At 39.6% G+C, this 18133-nt stretch carries 25 protein-coding genes; all 25 read right to left on the reverse strand.

Features of this window, described 5'->3' with window-relative positions; translation table 11 throughout:
- Positions 1-5: 5 nt before the first annotated feature.
- Complete coding sequence (locus HU235_RS00465; protein WP_370877295.1) at positions 6-1919, reverse strand: TOMM precursor leader peptide-binding protein; 1914 nt, start codon at positions 1917-1919, stop codon at positions 6-8.
- Between the two features lie 29 nt (positions 1920-1948).
- Positions 1949-3904: a putative thiazole-containing bacteriocin maturation protein gene (locus HU235_RS00470; protein WP_174879077.1), complete on the reverse strand. Its 1956-nt coding sequence runs from the start codon at positions 3902-3904 to the stop codon at positions 1949-1951.
- A gap of 159 nt (positions 3905-4063) precedes the next feature.
- Complete coding sequence (locus HU235_RS00475; RefSeq protein WP_233452102.1) at positions 4064-4333, reverse strand: heterocycloanthracin/sonorensin family bacteriocin; 270 nt, start codon at positions 4331-4333, stop codon at positions 4064-4066.
- Between the two features lie 549 nt (positions 4334-4882).
- A complete protein-coding gene (gene rpsI / locus HU235_RS00480; RefSeq protein ID WP_095301384.1) occupies positions 4883-5275 on the reverse strand; it encodes a 30S ribosomal protein S9 in 393 nt (130 codons plus the stop codon).
- 20 nt (positions 5276-5295) lie between these two features.
- On the reverse strand, positions 5296-5733 hold the full coding sequence (rplM, locus tag HU235_RS00485; RefSeq protein WP_095301383.1) for a 50S ribosomal protein L13: 438 nt from the start codon (positions 5731-5733) through the stop codon (positions 5296-5298).
- A gap of 154 nt (positions 5734-5887) precedes the next feature.
- The gene (truA, locus tag HU235_RS00490; RefSeq protein ID WP_174879079.1) at positions 5888-6631 is read right to left on the reverse strand and encodes a tRNA pseudouridine(38-40) synthase TruA; all 744 of its coding nucleotides are present in this window, start codon (positions 6629-6631) and stop codon (positions 5888-5890) included.
- Positions 6632-6637: 6 nt separating this feature from the next.
- Positions 6638-7435, reverse strand: coding sequence for an energy-coupling factor transporter transmembrane component T family protein (locus tag HU235_RS00495; RefSeq protein WP_095301381.1), 798 nt, complete (start codon positions 7433-7435; stop codon positions 6638-6640).
- Positions 7432-8298, reverse strand: a complete 867-nt coding sequence (locus HU235_RS00500; RefSeq protein WP_174879080.1) for an energy-coupling factor ABC transporter ATP-binding protein — start codon at positions 8296-8298, stop codon at positions 7432-7434. The genes HU235_RS00495 and HU235_RS00500 overlap by 4 nt, the downstream gene beginning before the upstream one ends.
- A complete protein-coding gene (locus HU235_RS00505; protein ID WP_174879081.1) occupies positions 8274-9113 on the reverse strand; it encodes an energy-coupling factor ABC transporter ATP-binding protein in 840 nt (279 codons plus the stop codon). The genes HU235_RS00500 and HU235_RS00505 overlap by 25 nt, the downstream gene beginning before the upstream one ends.
- Before the next feature lie 399 nt (positions 9114-9512).
- Complete coding sequence (rplQ, locus tag HU235_RS00510) at positions 9513-9908, reverse strand: 50S ribosomal protein L17 (protein ID WP_095301378.1); 396 nt, start codon at positions 9906-9908, stop codon at positions 9513-9515.
- Between the two features lie 99 nt (positions 9909-10007).
- Positions 10008-10952 carry a DNA-directed RNA polymerase subunit alpha gene (locus HU235_RS00515; protein ID WP_072581439.1) on the reverse strand — a complete coding sequence of 315 codons (945 nt, stop codon included), beginning with the start codon at positions 10950-10952 and terminating at the stop codon, positions 10008-10010.
- Between the two features lie 177 nt (positions 10953-11129).
- Positions 11130-11519 carry a 30S ribosomal protein S11 gene (gene rpsK, locus HU235_RS00520; RefSeq protein ID WP_095301377.1) on the reverse strand — a complete coding sequence of 130 codons (390 nt, stop codon included), beginning with the start codon at positions 11517-11519 and terminating at the stop codon, positions 11130-11132.
- A gap of 21 nt (positions 11520-11540) precedes the next feature.
- Complete coding sequence (rpsM, locus tag HU235_RS00525) at positions 11541-11906, reverse strand: 30S ribosomal protein S13 (RefSeq protein WP_026561242.1); 366 nt, start codon at positions 11904-11906, stop codon at positions 11541-11543.
- Between the two features lie 22 nt (positions 11907-11928).
- Entirely contained in the window at positions 11929-12042 is a 114-nt protein-coding gene (rpmJ, locus tag HU235_RS00530) for a 50S ribosomal protein L36 (RefSeq protein ID WP_003156543.1), read from the reverse strand.
- Positions 12043-12077: 35 nt separating this feature from the next.
- Positions 12078-12296, reverse strand: coding sequence for a translation initiation factor IF-1 (gene infA, locus HU235_RS00535; RefSeq protein WP_003348578.1), 219 nt, complete (start codon positions 12294-12296; stop codon positions 12078-12080).
- A 302-nt stretch (positions 12297-12598) separates the two neighbouring features.
- Complete coding sequence (map, locus tag HU235_RS00540) at positions 12599-13345, reverse strand: type I methionyl aminopeptidase (RefSeq protein WP_174879082.1); 747 nt, start codon at positions 13343-13345, stop codon at positions 12599-12601.
- Positions 13332-13994 (reverse strand): adenylate kinase, encoded by a 663-nt coding sequence (locus tag HU235_RS00545; protein WP_095301375.1) that lies wholly within the window; start codon positions 13992-13994, stop codon positions 13332-13334. The genes map and HU235_RS00545 overlap by 14 nt, the downstream gene beginning before the upstream one ends.
- A gap of 58 nt (positions 13995-14052) precedes the next feature.
- Positions 14053-15342 carry a preprotein translocase subunit SecY gene (gene secY / locus HU235_RS00550; RefSeq protein WP_095301374.1) on the reverse strand — a complete coding sequence of 430 codons (1290 nt, stop codon included), beginning with the start codon at positions 15340-15342 and terminating at the stop codon, positions 14053-14055.
- On the reverse strand, positions 15342-15782 hold the full coding sequence (gene rplO / locus HU235_RS00555; RefSeq protein ID WP_095301373.1) for a 50S ribosomal protein L15: 441 nt from the start codon (positions 15780-15782) through the stop codon (positions 15342-15344). Before rplO ends, secY begins: the two co-directional genes overlap by 1 nt.
- Positions 15783-15813: 31 nt before the next feature.
- Entirely contained in the window at positions 15814-15996 is a 183-nt protein-coding gene (gene rpmD / locus HU235_RS00560) for a 50S ribosomal protein L30 (RefSeq protein WP_095301372.1), read from the reverse strand.
- A 13-nt stretch (positions 15997-16009) separates the two neighbouring features.
- Positions 16010-16510 (reverse strand): 30S ribosomal protein S5, encoded by a 501-nt coding sequence (rpsE, locus tag HU235_RS00565; RefSeq protein WP_095301371.1) that lies wholly within the window; start codon positions 16508-16510, stop codon positions 16010-16012.
- Between the two features lie 23 nt (positions 16511-16533).
- Positions 16534-16896, reverse strand: coding sequence for a 50S ribosomal protein L18 (gene rplR, locus HU235_RS00570; protein ID WP_095301370.1), 363 nt, complete (start codon positions 16894-16896; stop codon positions 16534-16536).
- A gap of 33 nt (positions 16897-16929) precedes the next feature.
- Positions 16930-17469 carry a 50S ribosomal protein L6 gene (rplF, locus tag HU235_RS00575; RefSeq protein ID WP_095301369.1) on the reverse strand — a complete coding sequence of 180 codons (540 nt, stop codon included), beginning with the start codon at positions 17467-17469 and terminating at the stop codon, positions 16930-16932.
- A 29-nt stretch (positions 17470-17498) separates the two neighbouring features.
- Positions 17499-17897: a 30S ribosomal protein S8 gene (gene rpsH, locus HU235_RS00580; RefSeq protein ID WP_095301368.1), complete on the reverse strand. Its 399-nt coding sequence runs from the start codon at positions 17895-17897 to the stop codon at positions 17499-17501.
- 30 nt (positions 17898-17927) lie between these two features.
- The gene (gene rpsN / locus HU235_RS00585; RefSeq protein ID WP_010285078.1) at positions 17928-18113 is read right to left on the reverse strand and encodes a 30S ribosomal protein S14; all 186 of its coding nucleotides are present in this window, start codon (positions 18111-18113) and stop codon (positions 17928-17930) included.
- Positions 18114-18133 lie beyond the last annotated feature (20 nt).

Here is an 18133-nt window from a genome sequence, read left to right on the forward strand (position 1 = left end):
ACCGCTTAAGGAAACGGATGCGGATGTGGATTGATTTGTTCTGGTGTCAATAGTTTATTCGTATACCCAAGCTCCATAGGGACTCGGAATACCCTCTCAAGCCCTGTCAGGCGGGTAAGGTGATGCCCGAATGTCATCGGTAGCATCCCCGGAATCAGCACTTTTACACAATACAATCCGTTTCGTCTCGTTTCCGGTGTCGTCTGGTCTACTATAATTACATCAAGGTTTAACTGACAGAACACCTTAAGGATGTCTTGCAAATCATCGGTAAGATCCATGTGATTCGACTTCCACTTAAACTCTTCTTTAAAAGTTCGCATTGGGCCATTGTCGTCAAGCAAAAAGCTTAAGCGCTCTTCTGCTTGCGGCAAACCGTACAACATACCGTGGTCATCCATCTGCCGTACCAGGGAAGAATCATGCAGCATTCTTTCATACTCCTCCCGGTTCGCCTCAAATTTTTCATCTAGGTTTAGCATCATGCCAGCAAGCTCATGAACCGCGCTTTTCACCGCCCGTACCGGATCCAGATGAGCTCCGGCCGCACAGATGAGATTCAATCCCTTTCCTTTTCTGTTTTTAGCCATTGCCCAAATACTCGGAATACCATGTTCCATCGTGGAGTTATACAAATACAAATCATACCCAGCGACCGCTCGCATCCGTTCGACCATTAATTCCAACTCCTGGTCGTCAGCTGTAAAAGGATCCAGTCGTGGAAGGTTCAGCTTTGCGTACCAAGTCATCAGGAATGAATCACGCTCGACCACCTCCATAATTCCATAGAAAATGGCCTCTTCTAAACTTCCTCCTAGCGCACATCCATTGGACGTTTCATAGATAAAACCTTGTGACCCGCATCCAACACTATAATAGGCAAGGAGCTCTGGTACCAGAATTGGACGCTCTTCTATCAACGAATAACCCCATACCCAATTAATAGAACGGTCAGGATCAAACGATTTAAATGGAAAACCAGGCTGGGCATATTGTTCCTTTGCGTGTACACCTACCCTCAATGGATTGAGAGCTTGATTTTCCAGATTACGAAAACTATCATGGATAACTGTTCGTTTGCCACGTGGCTCTAAACCACAGTGCCGCTCCAATCCCTCTAAAATGGCTGTCAACACACTTTCTTCATATGAATGCGTACGGCCAGCTGTTCCCTCGTCCCCGGTCAACATAGGCAGATTGACACTCGCATCAGCAAATGGGGGCACTAGGTCATACATTTTACTATTCAAAAGGCCAGTACGATTATCCAAATAGTCTTTAACAATAACCTTCTTCATCTCATCCAACGGACGGCAGCGAAAACTGCTGGAACTGATTTTCGGACTTGGCTGCAGTGAAATTCGGGCTAATGTCTTTGAATCATCGGGTATTCGGCTACAGAACGGACACAATGGGTTAGGCAGAAAAGAATGCCATGAGCTCTTCAAAGTTTTCAAATCAATTAGATATACCTTACCTTCCGAATAAGCCTGATGATCTCGTAATAAATTTTGTACCTCTTTCTCAATCAGGTAAGCCATTTGCAAAAGGCCAGTACTTGAAGCCCACGGGTCACGTCCCATTCCCCCAGCCACAGTCAGCCTTTGTTGTACTTCCCACATCTCTGTGCGGTCACGTCCTCCCATGAGACGTCTCATGTCCGCACATTGAGAGCAACCAGCTGCACCTGGGCGTACAAGCGGACCAACTACACCTTCTCCAAATGAAACGAAGCCTCTGAGCCAGGGAGTACCAGTCTTTCGTAATACTTCTTCCGCCTTTTGATGAAGAGAGGGTTCCCAACCATCATCCAAAAAAAGAGCCAAATCAATATTTTTTGGAACACCTTCCTCAAAATTGGACTTACGTATAACTAAATGCTGTGCAGACAGTTCTTCGCTTACACGGTCAGCCAGCATCCCTTCTCCGACAATCAACACGAAGGAACTCAATGTGAATCCTCCTCTCGCAGCAAAACACCAAACACTCCGTCTAGTTGCTCTTTAAAAATAGGTTCAATCTCTAATTCGAATATTAAGACCCGTTTTCCATTCCGTTTCAATATTTCCATGGCCCCTTGTAGAATGTCGACTTCAATCCTCTCTTCACACATAGGAATGTTAAGACTAACCGTCATCTTCTCTTCCAAAAGTACGGATGTTAGTCCACAGGCTAGCTCATTAGAAATATCCGATTTGTTTTGCACTTTCATAAGCGCATACTGCAATGCCTTCCGTAACGCCATTGTTATATTTAAATCGACACTGCCATACCATCCATCTTTCGTACCTACCCATACGACAGGTAAACCGAATACTTCCTTTCCTGTTCCGATAATTGGTGCGCCCTGCATCGTAGTCAGTGCCTTTAAATAGAACCGACATCTCTCGTCTTCTATAAAATGCAAATTTACTCGAGAAACAGAATAGTTCTGATTAAGTAATTGCTTGCTAAGTTCCTCCGCCAAACACTTTTGCAACCCACGGCCAACAGCTTCCACAAACGATTCACCAGCTCCAACCCCTACAATTTCATCAGGTACCACTAAACTTCCATCCACATTTTTATTTAATGGCAGGGTATTAACAATCAGACTGACCATTCGCGAAACATACATTTCAATCCCAGTTAAGCCTGCTTCTCTTCGCGCTTCCTCATGAGTCAAACCTGAACAAACAATGTCTTGCATCAACTCAGCTGGTCCCTCCGATAAAGGGTCGACTGCCTGAATGCGGCACTGAGCTAACGGAAGCTGCTTTAAATCTTCCTCCTCCCATATATGGAAGATTCCCGATTCCGCTGATGTTAACTTGTTGAAATAAAGAAGTAATTTACTTGGCTCCACTTTCTCTAAGCCTACTTGGAGACGGTTTTCTACATCTTCAACCCATTCAGCAGATATACTGTTTGTTACTAGTGGATGAGGCAAAATCGAATGCCAGTTTCCCTCCAAAGTGATCAAATCCAGAAGAAACATCCTATTCTTCTGTTCCAATCCCAAGACTCCTGTAAACTCTTTAAACAATTCAAATACAATAACATTGGCTAACAACGATCCTGGAGTAGCAGAGAAGGCAGGGAATTCCTCGTTTTTATTGATAACAGAATGATGCAAACGACGCCATGCTGTCTCCCAACACACCTCGGAATCTGGTCGAACTAATGGACCTGCTAAACCTATCTGCTGCAGGCATATTGCAGGGAGAAACATTTTCTTCTCTTCCCTGCAAGCCGTATGGATTTTTCTAAGTTCTTCCAGTTCCCCCTTCTGACTTACATATACAATTGAGTCAAAAGGCCTCACTATTTCTTGCCAACTTTCTTTCTTTTGCACAACCTCCTTAAAATCAACCTCTGGATCTATTTTTCGTGCATGTTCCACGATTTCTTTTAACCTCTTTCTATTAGTCGGAACCTCGTCTGTGATTAGCACATGGACCTCAGTCAAACCGGATTCAATCAACGAAGAAACCAATGAATTTAAAATAGGGCCAGAACCCACTGCCAGCACCTTAGCCTGACGAAAAACTTGAAAACGAGCCGCCCCAGAACCAACTAAATTGTCCACAAATTCAATTTGTGATGCATACTTTCTAAGATGATAATCCGACAATTGATGCGGAAGATCCTGGCTTAAATCTCGAACATATCCATTCGCATACAGCACCTTCGCAATTTCATATACCCGATTCCGGTATAGGTCAGGCAATCCATTAGTCAAATATCCTAACGTATGTTCCCCATTGAACATCGGTAACAACTTTTCAACCCACTGATCGATCCCACTTCCTTCTATACGGAATGAACTTAAGTTGTTTCGAAAATACACACCTCTGTTTGGTTCAGGGAGATAAAACGTATCCCTTTTTACTTTCAGACGCATCGAAGGGTTCAAATTTTCCATCTCTCTCCTCCTTACCCTTTGTGTCCATAAATGTTCAATATCACTGTCACTACCATCGTATGTACAGCAATTTGTCCGTTATGTCTTATCTCATTTGAGAAGACCCCCTGCAACAATGCAGGGGGCCTTCTCAAATAGAACATTAAACGATTAACTAACTTAGTAGCTGCCTCCACCTCCGCAGCGACCGCCACCTCCGCAACGGCCACCTCCTCCGCATCTGGAGCAATTTGAGCAACGAAAACAACTAAAGCAGTTAAAGCAGTTAAAGCATCTAAAGCAGTTAAAACAGCTAAAACAACTAAAACAACTAAAGCACCGACCAAAACCAAATCCCAAACCAGTGAATTGTCGATCCTCATCAGTATAATACTGATTAGGATCCCAAGGGACTGCCTGAGTCGCATGGAAATCGCCAACATTCAACATTTGAAGTTCATTTTGGAAATTATTCACTTTCTTTTCCTCCTCAAACAAATTAACAAAGGGTGCAGCAACTTAAAACGGAAACATCCAAGTTAAATCGAAAAAGAACTGTATTCTCGGGTTGAAACTTTGATTAAATACTTCGAATACTCCTCAACAAATTATGTAGAGTAGATGGGTATTGTTACCGATAAAAAAGCCCAATTTACCTAAACTAGAAAAACAGGGAGATTTTGTTATTGAGTAGAAAATGTGCTTTCCCATTTATCCGAATTAAAATTCACTGACAAATCAACATCTTTTTGGTTTGTTTAATTTGGATTCGCTATAAATATTAATAGTGTCAATAATTGCTGTCTCGATAGTATGTTCACCGTATATCTGAGCGCTAGAGTAACGAATGCTAACCAATACCCTTAAAAAGCAAACCGCTTCAAAATTTCATAATTTATCAAGCTATAATAATTAGCTGTCAAATGTGGTCAAAAGCACGTTTAAACATAAAAAAGACCCTTTCCACATAAGTGAAAAGAGTCTTTGAAACGCCAGTAATTAACGTTTTGAGAATTGAGGTGCACGACGAGCGCCTTTAAGACCGTATTTTTTACGTTCTTTCATACGAGCGTCACGAGTTAATAAACCTGCACGTTTAAGTGATGCACGGTATTCTGGATCTGCTTCTAATAAAGCACGAGAGATACCGTGACGGATAGCGCCTGCTTGGCCTGCATATCCACCACCTGAAACATTTACAAGAACATCGTAGCTACCTGCAGTTTCAGTTAAGTTTAATGGTTGTTTAATATCTTCGATTAAAGCAGCTGATGGGATGTAATCTTTTACATCGCGATTATTTACAACGATACGGCCTTCGCCTGGTACTAAACGTACACGTGCTACAGAGCTTTTACGACGACCAGTACCGTAATATTGAACCTGTGCCAAATTAATAACCTCCTTTAATATTATCCGCGAAGTTCGTAAACTTCTGGTTGTTGTGCTTGGTGTGGATGTTCGCTACCAGCATATACGTGTAATTTTTTCGCCATTTGACGTCCTAATGAACCTTTTGGAAGCATACCTTTGATTGCTAATTCAAGCATTTTTTCAGGATAGTTTGTGCGCATTTCCAAAGCAGTTCTAGTTTTTAAACCACCTGGGTACATACTATGACGGTAATAAATTTTGTCAGTTAATTTTTTACCTGTTAATTCAATTTTCTCAGCATTGATGATGATTACGTGATCACCAGTGTCAACGTGTGGTGTATATGTTGGTTTATGCTTACCACGTAAGATAGATGCGATTTCACTTGAAAGACGACCTAAAGTCTTGCCAGCTGCATCTACTACGTACCATTTACGTTCGATATTTCCAGCGTTTGCCATAAACGTTGTACGCATGATATTCCCTCCTAAATTGATAACTATTTTTTATGGTTCCTATTCTATTTCATAACACGATAAGTTTCCGGGGCTTATACGTGGGGTTGAAATACATACCATCAAATATAATATAACGTATAACCTATAATGTCAAGAAAATGTTACACCTGGTTTAGTTGTCATAGTAAACTTTCCATAAATATAATCCATGCCCCGGAACAGTCTTGCCACTTAAGCTTCTGTCACGTCCTTCAATGATTGAAGGAATACTATCAGGGTCAGTTAAACCTTGTCCAACATTTAGCAAAGTACCAACTAAAATTCTTACCATATTATACAAAAAACCATTTCCTTTAAAACTAAAAATAATGTCAGTGCCTTCCTCTATTACTTGAATCGAATAGATGGTTCTCACTTTATCTTCGACTTCTGTTTTAGCCGCACAGAAGCTTGTAAAATCATGTGTACCACATAAATGCGTACATGCCCGCCTAATGGCCGTTAAATCCAGTCTAAATGGAAAATGATAGCTGTAATTTCTTTTGAATACATCGATTATTTCTCTTTGACTAATGATATATCGGTATTCTTTTGCAGTTGTATCATATCTTGCATGAAAGTCACTTGGAACATATTTTGCTTCCTGAAGTACAATATCTTCTGGTAGATAGCGATTGAGTGCATATGGCCATTTTTCCTCTGGAATGTTCATCTTTGTATCAAAATGGAAAACTTGCCCAACAGCATGCACTCCAGCATCTGTTCTTCCAGAAGCATAGATTTTAACATTTTGTCCCTTATGAAGCTTTGTCAAAGCCGATTCAATTTCCTGTTGAACTGTTCTTTTCATCGGTTGAATTTGATAGCCATGAAACTGAGTGCCGTCATAAGAAACAATACATTTTATTCTCATCATCTGCTCCTATGTCCGTAAATAAAATAAACATATTCCTAAAGCAAGAAGGGCTATTAATAATATCGTGTCTTTGTAGCCCCATTTCAACAGCCTTAGTTTTGTTCTTCCTTCTCCACCTCTATAACCCCTTGCCTCCATCGCCGTAGCGAGCTCCTCAGCACGTTTAAACGCACTTATAAAGAGAGGGACTAGCAACGGGACAACTGCCTTTATACGGTCCTTTATTGGGCCGCTAGTAAAATCTACTCCCCTGGCCATCTGTGCCTTTAATATTTTATCCGTTTCTTCTAATAACGTTGGAATAAACCTTAACGAGATAGACATCATTAGAGCTAGCTCATGTACCGGGAATTTCAGCTTCTTTAATGGAGCTAGTAAGCTTTCCATGCCGTCTGTAATTTCAATCGGTGTTGTTGTTAATGTCAATATCGTTGTCATCACGATTAAATACAAAAAACGGAGAGAAATAAAAAACCCTTGCTTAAGCCCTTCCTCATGTAGACGGAAAAAACCTAAATCTAGCAATACTCTCCCTTCCTTTGTCACAAGAATATGCAAAATAAAAGTAAACAGGATAATCCATAATACCGGCTTTAGACCTCTTAGCAAAAACCGGAAAGGCAGCTTCGTTAAAAGAACAATAATGATAGTAAAAAGACCGAGACATAAATAAGTAATAAAGTTATTTGCTAGGAAGACAATAAAAACAAAAAGAAAAATCATTAGCAGCTTTGAACGGGGGTCCTGTTTGTGAATAACAGAATTCCCAGGGACATATTTTCCAATGATAATGCTATCCATCATAAAGGTCCACCTTCCTTCAAAGAGGCCTTTATTTGCGTAACAATATCATCCATTGTGAGGGCGGTATCTCTAATTTCCATTCCCTTTTCAATTAACTTATGCTGGAACTTCACAGTTTCTGGTAGGTCGAGACCTAATGAGATTAATTTATCTGCCTTCTGAAATATTTCCTTCGGCGTTCCCTTCATCTCAATCGTCCCTTTATGCATAACGATAATTTCATCAGAGTATGTTGCCGCATCCTCCATACTATGTGTTACGAGGATAATGGTTAAGTGATGTTCCTTGTAAAGACGATAGAATAATTCCATCATCTCTTTTCTCCCTTTTGGATCCAATCCAGCAGTTGGTTCATCTAAAACGAGAACTTCTGGTCCCATCGCTAGCACGCCGGCAATAGCAACCCTGCGCATTTGCCCTCCACTTAAGTCAAAGGGGGATTTTTTAAGGATCGCTTCAGGTAATCCAACTAGCTCTAATGTTTCTCTAGCTTTTGCTAGCGCTTCTTCCTCACTCATACCAAAATTCATTGGTCCGAAGGCAATATCCTTTTCAACCGTTTCCTCAAAAAGCTGATGCTCAGGAAATTGAAAAACTATCCCGACTAGACTCCTAACAACCTTTAGCTGCTTTTGCTTCTTACCAGCCTCAATCAAATAGTCTCCTATCTGAATTGATCCCTTCGTAGGCTTTAGCAGTCCATTTAAATGCTGAAGAATCGTTGACTTCCCTGAACCTGTATGTCCGATGATCGATAGATATGTTCCCTTTTTTACTGTTAAATTCACATCGTATAGAGCTAATCTTTCAAAAGGAGTTCTAGCTTGGTAGCGATGTTCTAGATCTTTGATCGTAATGTCCATAACTCATTCACCAAGCCTTCCTCTGTAAGATGATGTTTTTGAATTGGAATGCCAGCCTCTTTTAGTTTTTTACTTAACTGAAAAGGGAATGGTAAATCTAGTCCAATTTCTACAAGTTTGTCATCCAAAAGAAAGACTTCTTCAGGTGTTCCTTCTACAAACTTTTTTCCACCGTTCATCACAATGATTCTGTCAGCCTTTGATGCCTCTTCTAAATCGTGTGTAATTGATATGACCGTTAATGAGCTTTGATTCTTTAACTCACGAACAGTTTCAATCACTTCATTTCTACCTATAGGATCTAACATCGAAGTTGCTTCATCTAAAATAATGATAGTAGGTTGGACAGCTAGAACACCCGCAATTGCTACCCTTTGTTTTTGACCCCCTGAAAGATGATGTGGTTCTCGATCGAGGAAACCATCCATTTTAACCCTTTTCGTCGCCCATTCAATCCGTCTATTCATTTCTTCACGCGGAATTGCATTATTCTCAAGTCCAAAAGCAACATCATCTTTTACTGTTGATCCAACAAACTGATTATCTGGGTTTTGAAAAACCATTCCGACCTGCTTTCGAATGTCCCATATCGTCTCTTCTGAAAGCTGGATGCCACATACATGAACACTACCGGTACTCGGAATATATAATCCATTTAAAATCCGAGCTAAGGTTGATTTACCAGAACCATTATGTCCAACAATGGCTAGCCATTCACCTTGTTTCACCTGAAATGATACATTGCTTAATGCGGGAGTTGCTTCCTGATGATAATGAAATGTTACATCTTTCACATCTATGATTGTTTGACCCATCGCTCGTCTCTCCTAGTCTCCAATTAAAAAAGCATGAGCGCCTTTGCTTTGTAACGATTTAGAAAGAAGGACAATCCATATGAGATTGTAAACATATCCAAAACCCGTTTAGTCTCATAAGGGATTGTTAAGTTACTAGTCACTAGGGCGCTATAGCTAGACACCTCTAAAGTTGTTAGCGCCTTTCTCAGCGACGTAAAAATAAGAGCAATCCATGATAAGGAAACACGAAGATCTTAAGTGATTCGCTGCTCGCTTATCGTAAAGAGGATTGTGAAGTTTATTAGTCGCTAGGCGCTATAATTAAGACACTTTATTAATTCACAACAAAGCACCTATAAAAAAAGGGCATTGAACCAGTTTAACAACTGTCACGCCCTTGAGAGTAAATAATGTAAATTAAACTAATTCAATGATAACCATTGGAGCACCGTCTCCACGACGTGGTCCAAGTTTCATGATACGAGTATATCCGCCTTGACGCTCTTCATAGCGTGGAGCGATATCACTGAATAGCTTTTCTAAAGCATATTTAGGTTTATCTTTTTCCTTACCTTCTTCAGTTGTAACAGTTACAACCTCTGCAACTTCATTACGTACATAAGAAGCTGCTTGACGGCGAGCATGAAGATCTCCGCGCTTTCCTAAAGTGATCATCTTTTCAACAACTGAACGTAATTCTTTAGCACGAGCTTCAGTTGTTTCAATACGCTCACTGATGATTAAATCAGTAGTTAAATCACGAAGCATCGCTTTACGTTGAGCACTTGTACGGCCTAATTTTCTGTATGACATCAGATGTCCCCTCCTTCGTTCTTAATGTATGTTTTTATTGTTTCTACTAAGAAACAAATTGTCTATTGAAACATACGAAAACGCTAGTTAACTTTCTAACTAGTCGTCTTTTCGAAGACCTAATCCTAGTTCTTCTAGCTTTGCCTTAACTTCTTCAAGAGATTTACGACCTAAATTACGAACCTTCATCATATCTTCCTCTGTTTTATGAGCAAGCTCTTGTACAGTATTAATACCAGCACGTTTTAAACAGTTATAGGAACGAACAGATAAGTCTAATTCTTCAATCGTCATCTCAAGAACTTTTTCTTTTTGATCCTCTTCTTTTTCCACCATAATTTCTGCATTTTGAGCCTCATCAGTAAGACCAACAAAAATATTTAAGTGTTCAGTAAGGATCTTTGAACCTAAAGCGATCGCCTCTTTTGGTCCAGTGCTACCATCAGTCCAGACATCAAGCGTTAATTTATCATAATTAGCAACTTGACCTACACGTGTTTTTTCTACTTGGTAGGAAACACGTGAAACAGGAGTGTAAATCGAATCAATTGGAATGACACCAATTGGCTGATCTTCTCTCTTGTTTGAATCAGCTGGAGTGTATCCACGTCCACGCTTAGCTGTTAGTCTCATTCTAAAGCTAGCATCTGATGCAAGAGTTGCGATATGAAGATCTGGATTTAAAATTTCCACATCACTATCATGAGTAATATCCGATGCGGTTACACTACCTTCGCCTTGAACATCAATTTCAAGCGTCTTTTCTTCATCTGAATAGATTTTAAGAGCAAGTTTTTTAATGTTTAAGATAATCGAAGTAACATCTTCAACAACACCTTCGATCGTTGAAAACTCATGAAGTACGCCATCTATTTGGATCGATGTTACAGCGGCACCAGGGAGTGAGGATAAAAGAATACGACGTAAGGAGTTACCCAAAGTTGTACCATATCCACGCTCAAGTGGCTCGACGACGAATTTACCGTATTTGGCATCATCGCTGATTTCAACCGTTTCGATTTTTGGTTTTTCAATTTCTATCATCTATAAACCCTCCTTCAAAACGTCGAAACCCCGGCTAGACTAACATGTTAAAATGTCTAACCGAAATTCCCCATTCAAAAGTTCCCGAATGTGCACAACAACAAAGTGATTCTGTTAGAACTTATATACTGTATCATAACCCATTATTGACAGGGATACAAAATCTATACAGAAAATTTATACACGACGACGTTTTGGTGGACGGCATCCGTTATGAGGAACTGGTGTAACGTCTCTAATTGCAGTTACTTCTAAACCTGCAGCTTGTAATGAACGAATTGCAGCTTCACGACCAGCACCTGGTCCTTTAACTGTAACCTCAAGAGTTTTTAAACCATGTTCCATAGATGCTTTTGCTGCTGTTTCAGCAGCCATTTGTGCAGCGAAAGGAGTAGATTTACGAGAACCTCTAAAGCCTAACGCACCTGCACTTGACCATGAAATTGCATTACCATGAGTGTCAGTAATTGTAACAATCGTGTTGTTAAAAGTTGAACGAATATGAGCAACTCCACTCTCAATATTCTTTTTCACACGACGTTTACGAGTGTTTGTTTTACGTGCCATTATTGGTTAACCTCCTTTACCTTATTTCTTCTTGTTTGCTACAGTACGACGTGGTCCTTTACGTGTACGAGCATTGTTTTTCGTATTTTGTCCACGAACTGGTAATCCACGACGGTGGCGGATACCACGGAATGAACCAATTTCAATTAGACGCTTAATGTTAAGTGAAACTTCACGACGAAGATCCCCTTCAACTTTAAGCTTATCGATTACATCACGAATTTTTCCTAATTCTTCTTCAGTTAAATCACGTACACGAGTATCTTCAGAAACTCCAGCTTCAGCTAAAACTTTTTGAGCAGTAGAACGTCCAATACCAAAAATATATGTTAAAGAAATCACAACACGTTTGTCGCGAGGAATATCAACACCTGCAATACGAGCCATTAAGCTTGCACCTCCTTAATAATTAACCTTGTTTTTGCTTATGTTTAGGATTCTCACAAATAACCATGACTTTGCCTTTTCTGCGAATGACTTTACATTTCTCACAAATCGGTTTAACAGATGGTCTGACTTTCATGATTCTAATACCTCCTTAATAGTACGGAGTGCTAATTATTTAAAACGGTAAGTTATTCTACCACGTGTTAAATCATATGGAGATAATTCTACCGTTACTTTGTCTCCAGGTAAAATACGAATGAAATGCATGCGAATCTTTCCAGATACATGCGCCAAAACCGTATGACCGTTCTCAAGTTCTACCTTGAACATTGCATTAGGCAATGTTTCAACGACAGTTCCTTCAACTTCAATTACATCGTCTTTCGCCATTGAACTGTTCTCCCTTCTCAAAATCAGTAACTTGCTCATTGACAATTATGAAAACTACATCTCATTTTGTCGCACGACCTGTTTCCATTATACTGTTCTGAACTTCCGGAGATACTTAGGATAAAAAATCTAGATGATGAACATTCTTCTTACTGGAGAGATTGAAATGACGCCCATTCTCCTTCAGTATTTAAACGAAATGTCATCCGAAATTTCCCATCAATATTACATAAGTCTTTGTTTAGAACATTTGACTAATGTATGGAATCGAATTAGGTTCGTTCAAGCAATGTCACCTTCAATTAGGCTTTTGTTAGGATTTCATAGCCTGTTTCGGTAATAGCGATAGTATGTTCAAAATGAGCACACATTTTCCCATCAACCGTAACAACTGTCCAATTATCAGCCAATGTCTTAACATAACGGGTACCCGCATTTACCATAGGTTCAATCGCTAATACCATTCCGGGCTTTAGCCTTGGGCCTTTATTAGGTGGACCATAATGAGGAATTTGCGGATCTTCATGTAATTCTTGACCTACGCCGTGACCGACATACTCTCTAACGACAGAAAACTGATGTTCTTCAACATAAGTTTGGATCGCATGAGAAATATTTGAAAGTCTATCACCTGGCTTCGCTTCTTTAAGACCTCTATATAAAGACTCTTCTGTTACCTCTAAAAGTCTTCTCGTCTCATCAGATATGTTGCCAACTGCATAAGTCCAAGCAGAATCTCCATGATAACCATTATACTTTGCACCGATATCGATGCTAATTATATCTCCTTCACGCAATACACGATCTCCAGGTATTCCATGAACGAGTTCTTCATTTACGGAAGCACAAATACTCCCGCGGAAACCATTATACCCTTTAAAGGACGGAATTGCATCATATCCACGGATAAACTTTTCAGCTATGGAATCCAATTCTTTTGTTGTTATACCAGGTTGTATGAACTTTTGCAACTCTTGGTGTGTCAGAGCAACGATTCGACCAGCTTCTCGCATAATTTCGAGTTCACGCTGAGTCTTACAAACGATCATGCACTAATCCTCCAAGCAGCTGATTAACGTCAACAAACACATCATTAATATCTTGTTCACCATTTATATTTCTTAAATAACCTTTTTCGTTATAAAAGTTCAATAAAGGTTCGGTTTGTTTAAGGTTAACCTCTAAACGGTTTGCAACCGTTTCTTCATTGTCATCAGCACGTTGGTAAAGCTCACCACCACATTTATCACACTTGCCTTCATTAGCAGGTGGGTTAAATACTAGATGATAAGTAGCACCACATGATTTACAGATGCGGCGACCCGTTAAACGCTCCATTAAGATATCTTTATTTACATCGATGTTAATTACGTAATCAATCTGTTTGTTAAGCTCTGCTAGAATTCCCTCAAGCGCTTCAGCTTGAGCAACAGTTCTTGGAAACCCATCAAGAAGAAAACCTTTTTGGCAATCATTCTTCCCTAAACGTTCACGAACGATACCTATAGTTACTTCATCTGGTACAAGTTCACCTTTATCAATAAAAGATTTTGCTTGTAAACCTAGTTCTGTTTCTTCTTTCATAGCAGCTCTGAACATATCTCCTGTTGAGATATGAGGGATGTCGTACTTTTCGACAATACGTTCAGCCTGAGTACCCTTTCCAGCACCTGGAAGGCCCATCAATACTAAATTCACTTGTATTTCCCCCTCAGTCTCTGTTTAAAGGGCATGGGAAGTAGCTCCCATATCCCCATTATTTAATAAAACCTTTATAATGTCTCTTCACTAACTGACTTTCTAGTTGTTTCATCGTTTCAAGGGCTACCCCTACTACGATTAACAAGCTAGTTCCACCAATTTGTGCAGAATCAGGTAAGTTAGCAAATTTAATGAAGAAAACAGGAAGAACAGCTATTGCTGCTAAGAAAATAGAACCAACAAAAGTAAGACGATATAATACCTTTGTAACGTATTCCTGCGTGCTCTTACCTGGACGAATACCAGGTATATAGCCACCTTGTTTCTTCAAGTTATCAGCCATTTGCTCAGGATTAACTTGAACAAATGTGTAGAAATATGCAAATGCAATAATTAACGCAATGTAGATAATCATACCGATTGGTTGAGTATAATCAAAGATTTTTTGAATCCATTCCGTTACATCATTAGGACCGAAAAACGAAGCAATCGTTGGAGGTGTAATGACGAACGACACAGCAAAGATTACAGGAATAACGCCAGCAGGGTTAACCTTTAATGGAAGATGAGTCGTTTGACCACCAGCCATATTGTTACCAGATCGCTTAGCGTATTGAATTGGAATCTTACGAAGTGCTTGTTGGATAAAAATAACCCCTACTACTACTGCTAATATTGCTAATACAAGGATAACAACTGTAATTATACGAATAAACAATTGATCCCCTGCATTTTCGAATTGTTGTGCATATATTTGATTCAATGTAGATGGGATACCCGCGACAATCCCTGCAAAGATAAGAACGGAAATACCATTCCCAACACCTTTAGAGGTAATTTGCTCCCCTAACCACATTAAAAATGCTGTTCCAGCTGTTAATACAATCGCAATTAACAAGTATGTGCCGATTCCGGGATTCTCAATTAAGGCACCGCCTGACTGAGCATTAAACCCATAGGACATACCTAACGCCTGGATAAAACCTAATATTATCGTAAAATATCTTGTAAATTGAGCAAGCTTACGTCGCCCAACATCACCTTGTTTAGACCATTCAGTGAATTTCGGAACAACATCCATTTGAAGAAGTTGAACGATAATTGATGCAGTGATATATGGCATAATCCCCATCGCTAGGATTGAGAAATTAAATAATGCACCGCCACCGAATGTGTTTAAGATTCCGAATACATTTAGTTCATCCTGTGCTTTAAGCACTTCTGCATTAACATTCGGCACAGGAATGAACGTCCCAATACGAAATACTACTAACATTAAAAGGGTGAATATAATTTTATTTCTAATATCACCCACGCGCATAAAATTGGAGATTGTTTTTAACATTAGATCACCTCAGCTGTACCGCCAGCATTTTCAATAGCTTCTTTAGCTGAAGCAGAGAATTTGTTAGCTTTTACAGTAAGTTTTTTCTCTAACTGTCCGTTACCTAGGATTTTCACACCAGATTTTACATTGCTAACAATACCTGTTTCAAGTAATAATTCTGGAGTAACCTCAGTACCTTCTTCAAAGCGATTAAGAGTCTCAAGGTTAACAATTGCGTAATCCTTACGGTTGATGTTTGTAAATCCACGTTTTGGTAAACGACGGAACAAAGGAGTTTGACCACCTTCGAATCCTGGACGTACTCCACCACCAGAACGAGCGTTTTGTCCTTTATGACCTTTACCAGCTGTTTTACCGTTACCAGATCCTGTACCACGTCCAACACGATTACGAGTTTTACGTGATCCTTCTGCTGGTTTCAACTCATGAAGTTTCATCGGGACACCTCCTTATTTATTGTTGTATCTATTATTGTTCTTTTACTGTAACTAAGTGAGACACTTTATTAATCATACCGCGAATCGCAGGATTATCATCTTGTACTACAGTTTGATGTAACTTTTTAAGTCCAAGTGTTCTAACAGTAACACGTTGATCCTCAGGACGACCAATCACACTGCGAGTGAGGGTAATTTCTAACTTATTCGCCATTTTAGTTCCCTCCTTATCCTAACAGTTCTTCTACCGTTTTTCCACGTAACTTTGCAACATCTTCAGCACTCTTTAAGTCTTTCAAACCAGAAATAGTAGCACGAATCATATTAATTGGAGTGTTTGAACCTAAAGATTTAGATAGGATATCAGCAACACCTGCTAATTCTAATACCGCACGAACAGGTCCTCCTGCGATAACTCCTGTACCTTCAGATGCTGGTTTTAAAAGAATATTTCCTGCTCCAAATTGTCCGATAACTTGGTGAGGAATTGTAGTCCCTACCATTGGTACTTCGATAAGGTTTTTCTTTGCATCTTCAATTGCTTTACGAATCGCTTCTGGTACCTCTTGTGCTTTACCAGTACCGAAACCTACGTGACCGTTTTTATCACCAACAACAACAAGTGCTGCAAAGCGGAAACGACGACCACCTTTAACAACCTTCGCTACGCGGTTAACGGTAACTACGCGTTCTTCAAGCTCTAATTTGTTTGGATCAATACGACGCATTCTTTATGTCCCTCCTTTTGCGATTAAAATTCAAGTCCAGCTTCGCGAGCTGCATCAGCTAGAGCTTTAATACGACCATGATATAAATATCCTCCACGATCAAAAACGACTGATTTAACACCTTTTTCAATAGCACGTTTAGCAACTAATTCGCCAACTTTTTGTGCAGCTTCGACATTGCTTTTTGCATCAAGATCAAAATCTTTATCTAAAGTAGAAGCACTTACTAAAGTTACAGAGTTAGTATCATCAATTACTTGTGCATAAATATGTTGATTTGAACGATATACGTTAAGACGTGGACGAGTAGCAGTACCTGTTAATTTCGCACGTACACGCGCATGTCTTTTTTTACGTACAGCATTTTTATCAGCTTTAGTAATCATTTAGGTCACTCCTTTCTTATCATCTAGGCGATATTACTTCGCAGTTTTACCTTCTTTACGACGTACATGTTCGCCTTCATAGCGAATACCTTTACCTTTGTAAGGTTCTGGTGGACGAACGTCACGAATGTTAGCTGCAATAGCACCTACACGCTCTTTATCAGTACCTTTAACAAGAACTTTTGTTTGAGATGGTACTTCGATTTCAATACCAGCCTCAGGTGTGATTTCAACAGGGTGTGAGTAACCAACATTAAGAACTAGTTTATTTCCAGATTTAGAAGCACGGTAACCGACACCGATTAGTTCTAATCCTCTTTCAAAACCTTTAGAAACGCCTTCTACCATATTACCTAGTAGACTACGTGTAGTACCGTGAAGAGCACGGTGTTCTTTAACATCAGAAGGACGACTTACAGTTAAGACGTTATCTTCTAAAGAGATTTTAATATCAGAGTTGAATGTACGAGTTAATTCACCTTTAGGTCCTTTTACTGTTACCGTATTATCATCAGCGATTGTAACTGTAACACCAGCAGGAATTTCTAGTGGCTTTTTACCAATACGAGACATTCAATACACCTCCATTCTTTTTGAACTTTTTACCAAACGTATGCTAATACTTCTCCACCAGTTTGTTTTGCACGAGCTTCTTTATCAGTCAAAACACCTTGAGAAGTTGAAACAATTGCAATTCCTAATCCGTTAAGTACACGTGGTACTTCATCAGCTTTTGCATATACACGTAAACCTGGCTTACTGATTCTTTTAAGACCAGTGATTACACGCTCATTGTTTGATCCGTATTTCAAGAAAATACGAATGATACCTTGTTTGTTATCTTCTACATATTCAACATCACGAACGAAACCTTCACGCTTTAAAATTTCAGCAATTTCTTTCTTAATTTTAGAAGCAGGGAACTCAAGCTTCTCGTGACGTACCATGTTCGCATTACGAATGCGAGTAAGCATATCTGCAATAGGATCTGTCATAACCATCTAAAATAACCTCCTTCCCGTTTTACGGTTTTACCAGCTAGCTTTTTTCACGCCTGGAATTTGACCTTTATAAGCAAGTTCACGGAAACAAATACGGCAAAGCTTAAATTTGCGTAGTACAGAATGTGGACGTCCGCAACGCTCACAACGAGTGTACTCTTGTACTTTGAACTTTTGAGTGCGTTTTTGCTTCGCAATCATTGATTTTTTAGCCACAATTTCGCCTCCCTTTACTT

Origin of the sequence: Metabacillus niabensis (genome assembly GCF_902829255.1) — a bacterium.
Taxonomy (GTDB): Bacteria; Bacillota; Bacilli; order Bacillales; family Bacillaceae; genus Metabacillus; species Metabacillus niabensis.

Excerpts from the sequence above, each read along its gene's own strand:
- secY (WP_095301374.1), bottom strand. The coding sequence starts at position 15,342 with ATGTTAAAAACAATCTCCAATTTTATGCGCGTGGGTGATATTAGAAAT.
- infA (WP_003348578.1), bottom strand. The coding sequence starts at position 12,296 with ATGGCGAAAGACGATGTAATTGAAGTTGAAGGAACTGTCGTTGAAACA.
- HU235_RS00470 (WP_174879077.1), bottom strand. The coding sequence starts at position 3,904 with ATGGAAAATTTGAACCCTTCGATGCGTCTGAAAGTAAAAAGGGATACG.
- rplF (WP_095301369.1), bottom strand. The coding sequence starts at position 17,469 with ATGTCTCGTATTGGTAAAAAGCCACTAGAAATTCCTGCTGGTGTTACA.
- rpmD (WP_095301372.1), bottom strand. The coding sequence starts at position 15,996 with ATGGCGAATAAGTTAGAAATTACCCTCACTCGCAGTGTGATTGGTCGT.
- rplO (WP_095301373.1), bottom strand. The coding sequence starts at position 15,782 with ATGAAACTTCATGAGTTGAAACCAGCAGAAGGATCACGTAAAACTCGT.
- HU235_RS00465 (WP_370877295.1), bottom strand. The coding sequence starts at position 1,919 with ATGCTGGCTGACCGTGTAAGCGAAGAACTGTCTGCACAGCATTTAGTT.
- HU235_RS00475 (WP_233452102.1), bottom strand. The coding sequence starts at position 4,333 with ATGTTGAATGTTGGCGATTTCCATGCGACTCAGGCAGTCCCTTGGGAT.
- HU235_RS00505 (WP_174879081.1), bottom strand. The coding sequence starts at position 9,113 with ATGGGTCAAACAATCATAGATGTGAAAGATGTAACATTTCATTATCAT.
- rplR (WP_095301370.1), bottom strand. The coding sequence starts at position 16,896 with ATGATTACTAAAGCTGATAAAAATGCTGTACGTAAAAAAAGACATGCG.
- rpsE (WP_095301371.1), bottom strand. The coding sequence starts at position 16,510 with ATGCGTCGTATTGATCCAAACAAATTAGAGCTTGAAGAACGCGTAGTT.
- rplQ (WP_095301378.1), bottom strand. The coding sequence starts at position 9,908 with ATGTCATACAGAAAATTAGGCCGTACAAGTGCTCAACGTAAAGCGATG.
- rplM (WP_095301383.1), bottom strand. The coding sequence starts at position 5,733 with ATGCGTACAACGTTTATGGCAAACGCTGGAAATATCGAACGTAAATGG.
- HU235_RS00495 (WP_095301381.1), bottom strand. The coding sequence starts at position 7,435 with ATGATGGATAGCATTATCATTGGAAAATATGTCCCTGGGAATTCTGTT.
- map (WP_174879082.1), bottom strand. The coding sequence starts at position 13,345 with ATGATCGTTTGTAAGACTCAGCGTGAACTCGAAATTATGCGAGAAGCT.
- HU235_RS00515 (WP_072581439.1), bottom strand. The coding sequence starts at position 10,952 with ATGATAGAAATTGAAAAACCAAAAATCGAAACGGTTGAAATCAGCGAT.
- truA (WP_174879079.1), bottom strand. The coding sequence starts at position 6,631 with ATGATGAGAATAAAATGTATTGTTTCTTATGACGGCACTCAGTTTCAT.
- rpsK (WP_095301377.1), bottom strand. The coding sequence starts at position 11,519 with ATGGCACGTAAAACAAACACTCGTAAACGTCGTGTGAAAAAGAATATT.
- rpsM (WP_026561242.1), bottom strand. The coding sequence starts at position 11,906 with ATGGCTCGTATTGCAGGTGTTGATATTCCTCGCGACAAACGTGTTGTG.
- rpsH (WP_095301368.1), bottom strand. The coding sequence starts at position 17,897 with ATGGTTATGACAGATCCTATTGCAGATATGCTTACTCGCATTCGTAAT.
- HU235_RS00500 (WP_174879080.1), bottom strand. The coding sequence starts at position 8,298 with ATGGACATTACGATCAAAGATCTAGAACATCGCTACCAAGCTAGAACT.
- rpmJ (WP_003156543.1), bottom strand. The coding sequence starts at position 12,042 with ATGAAAGTCAGACCATCTGTTAAACCGATTTGTGAGAAATGTAAAGTC.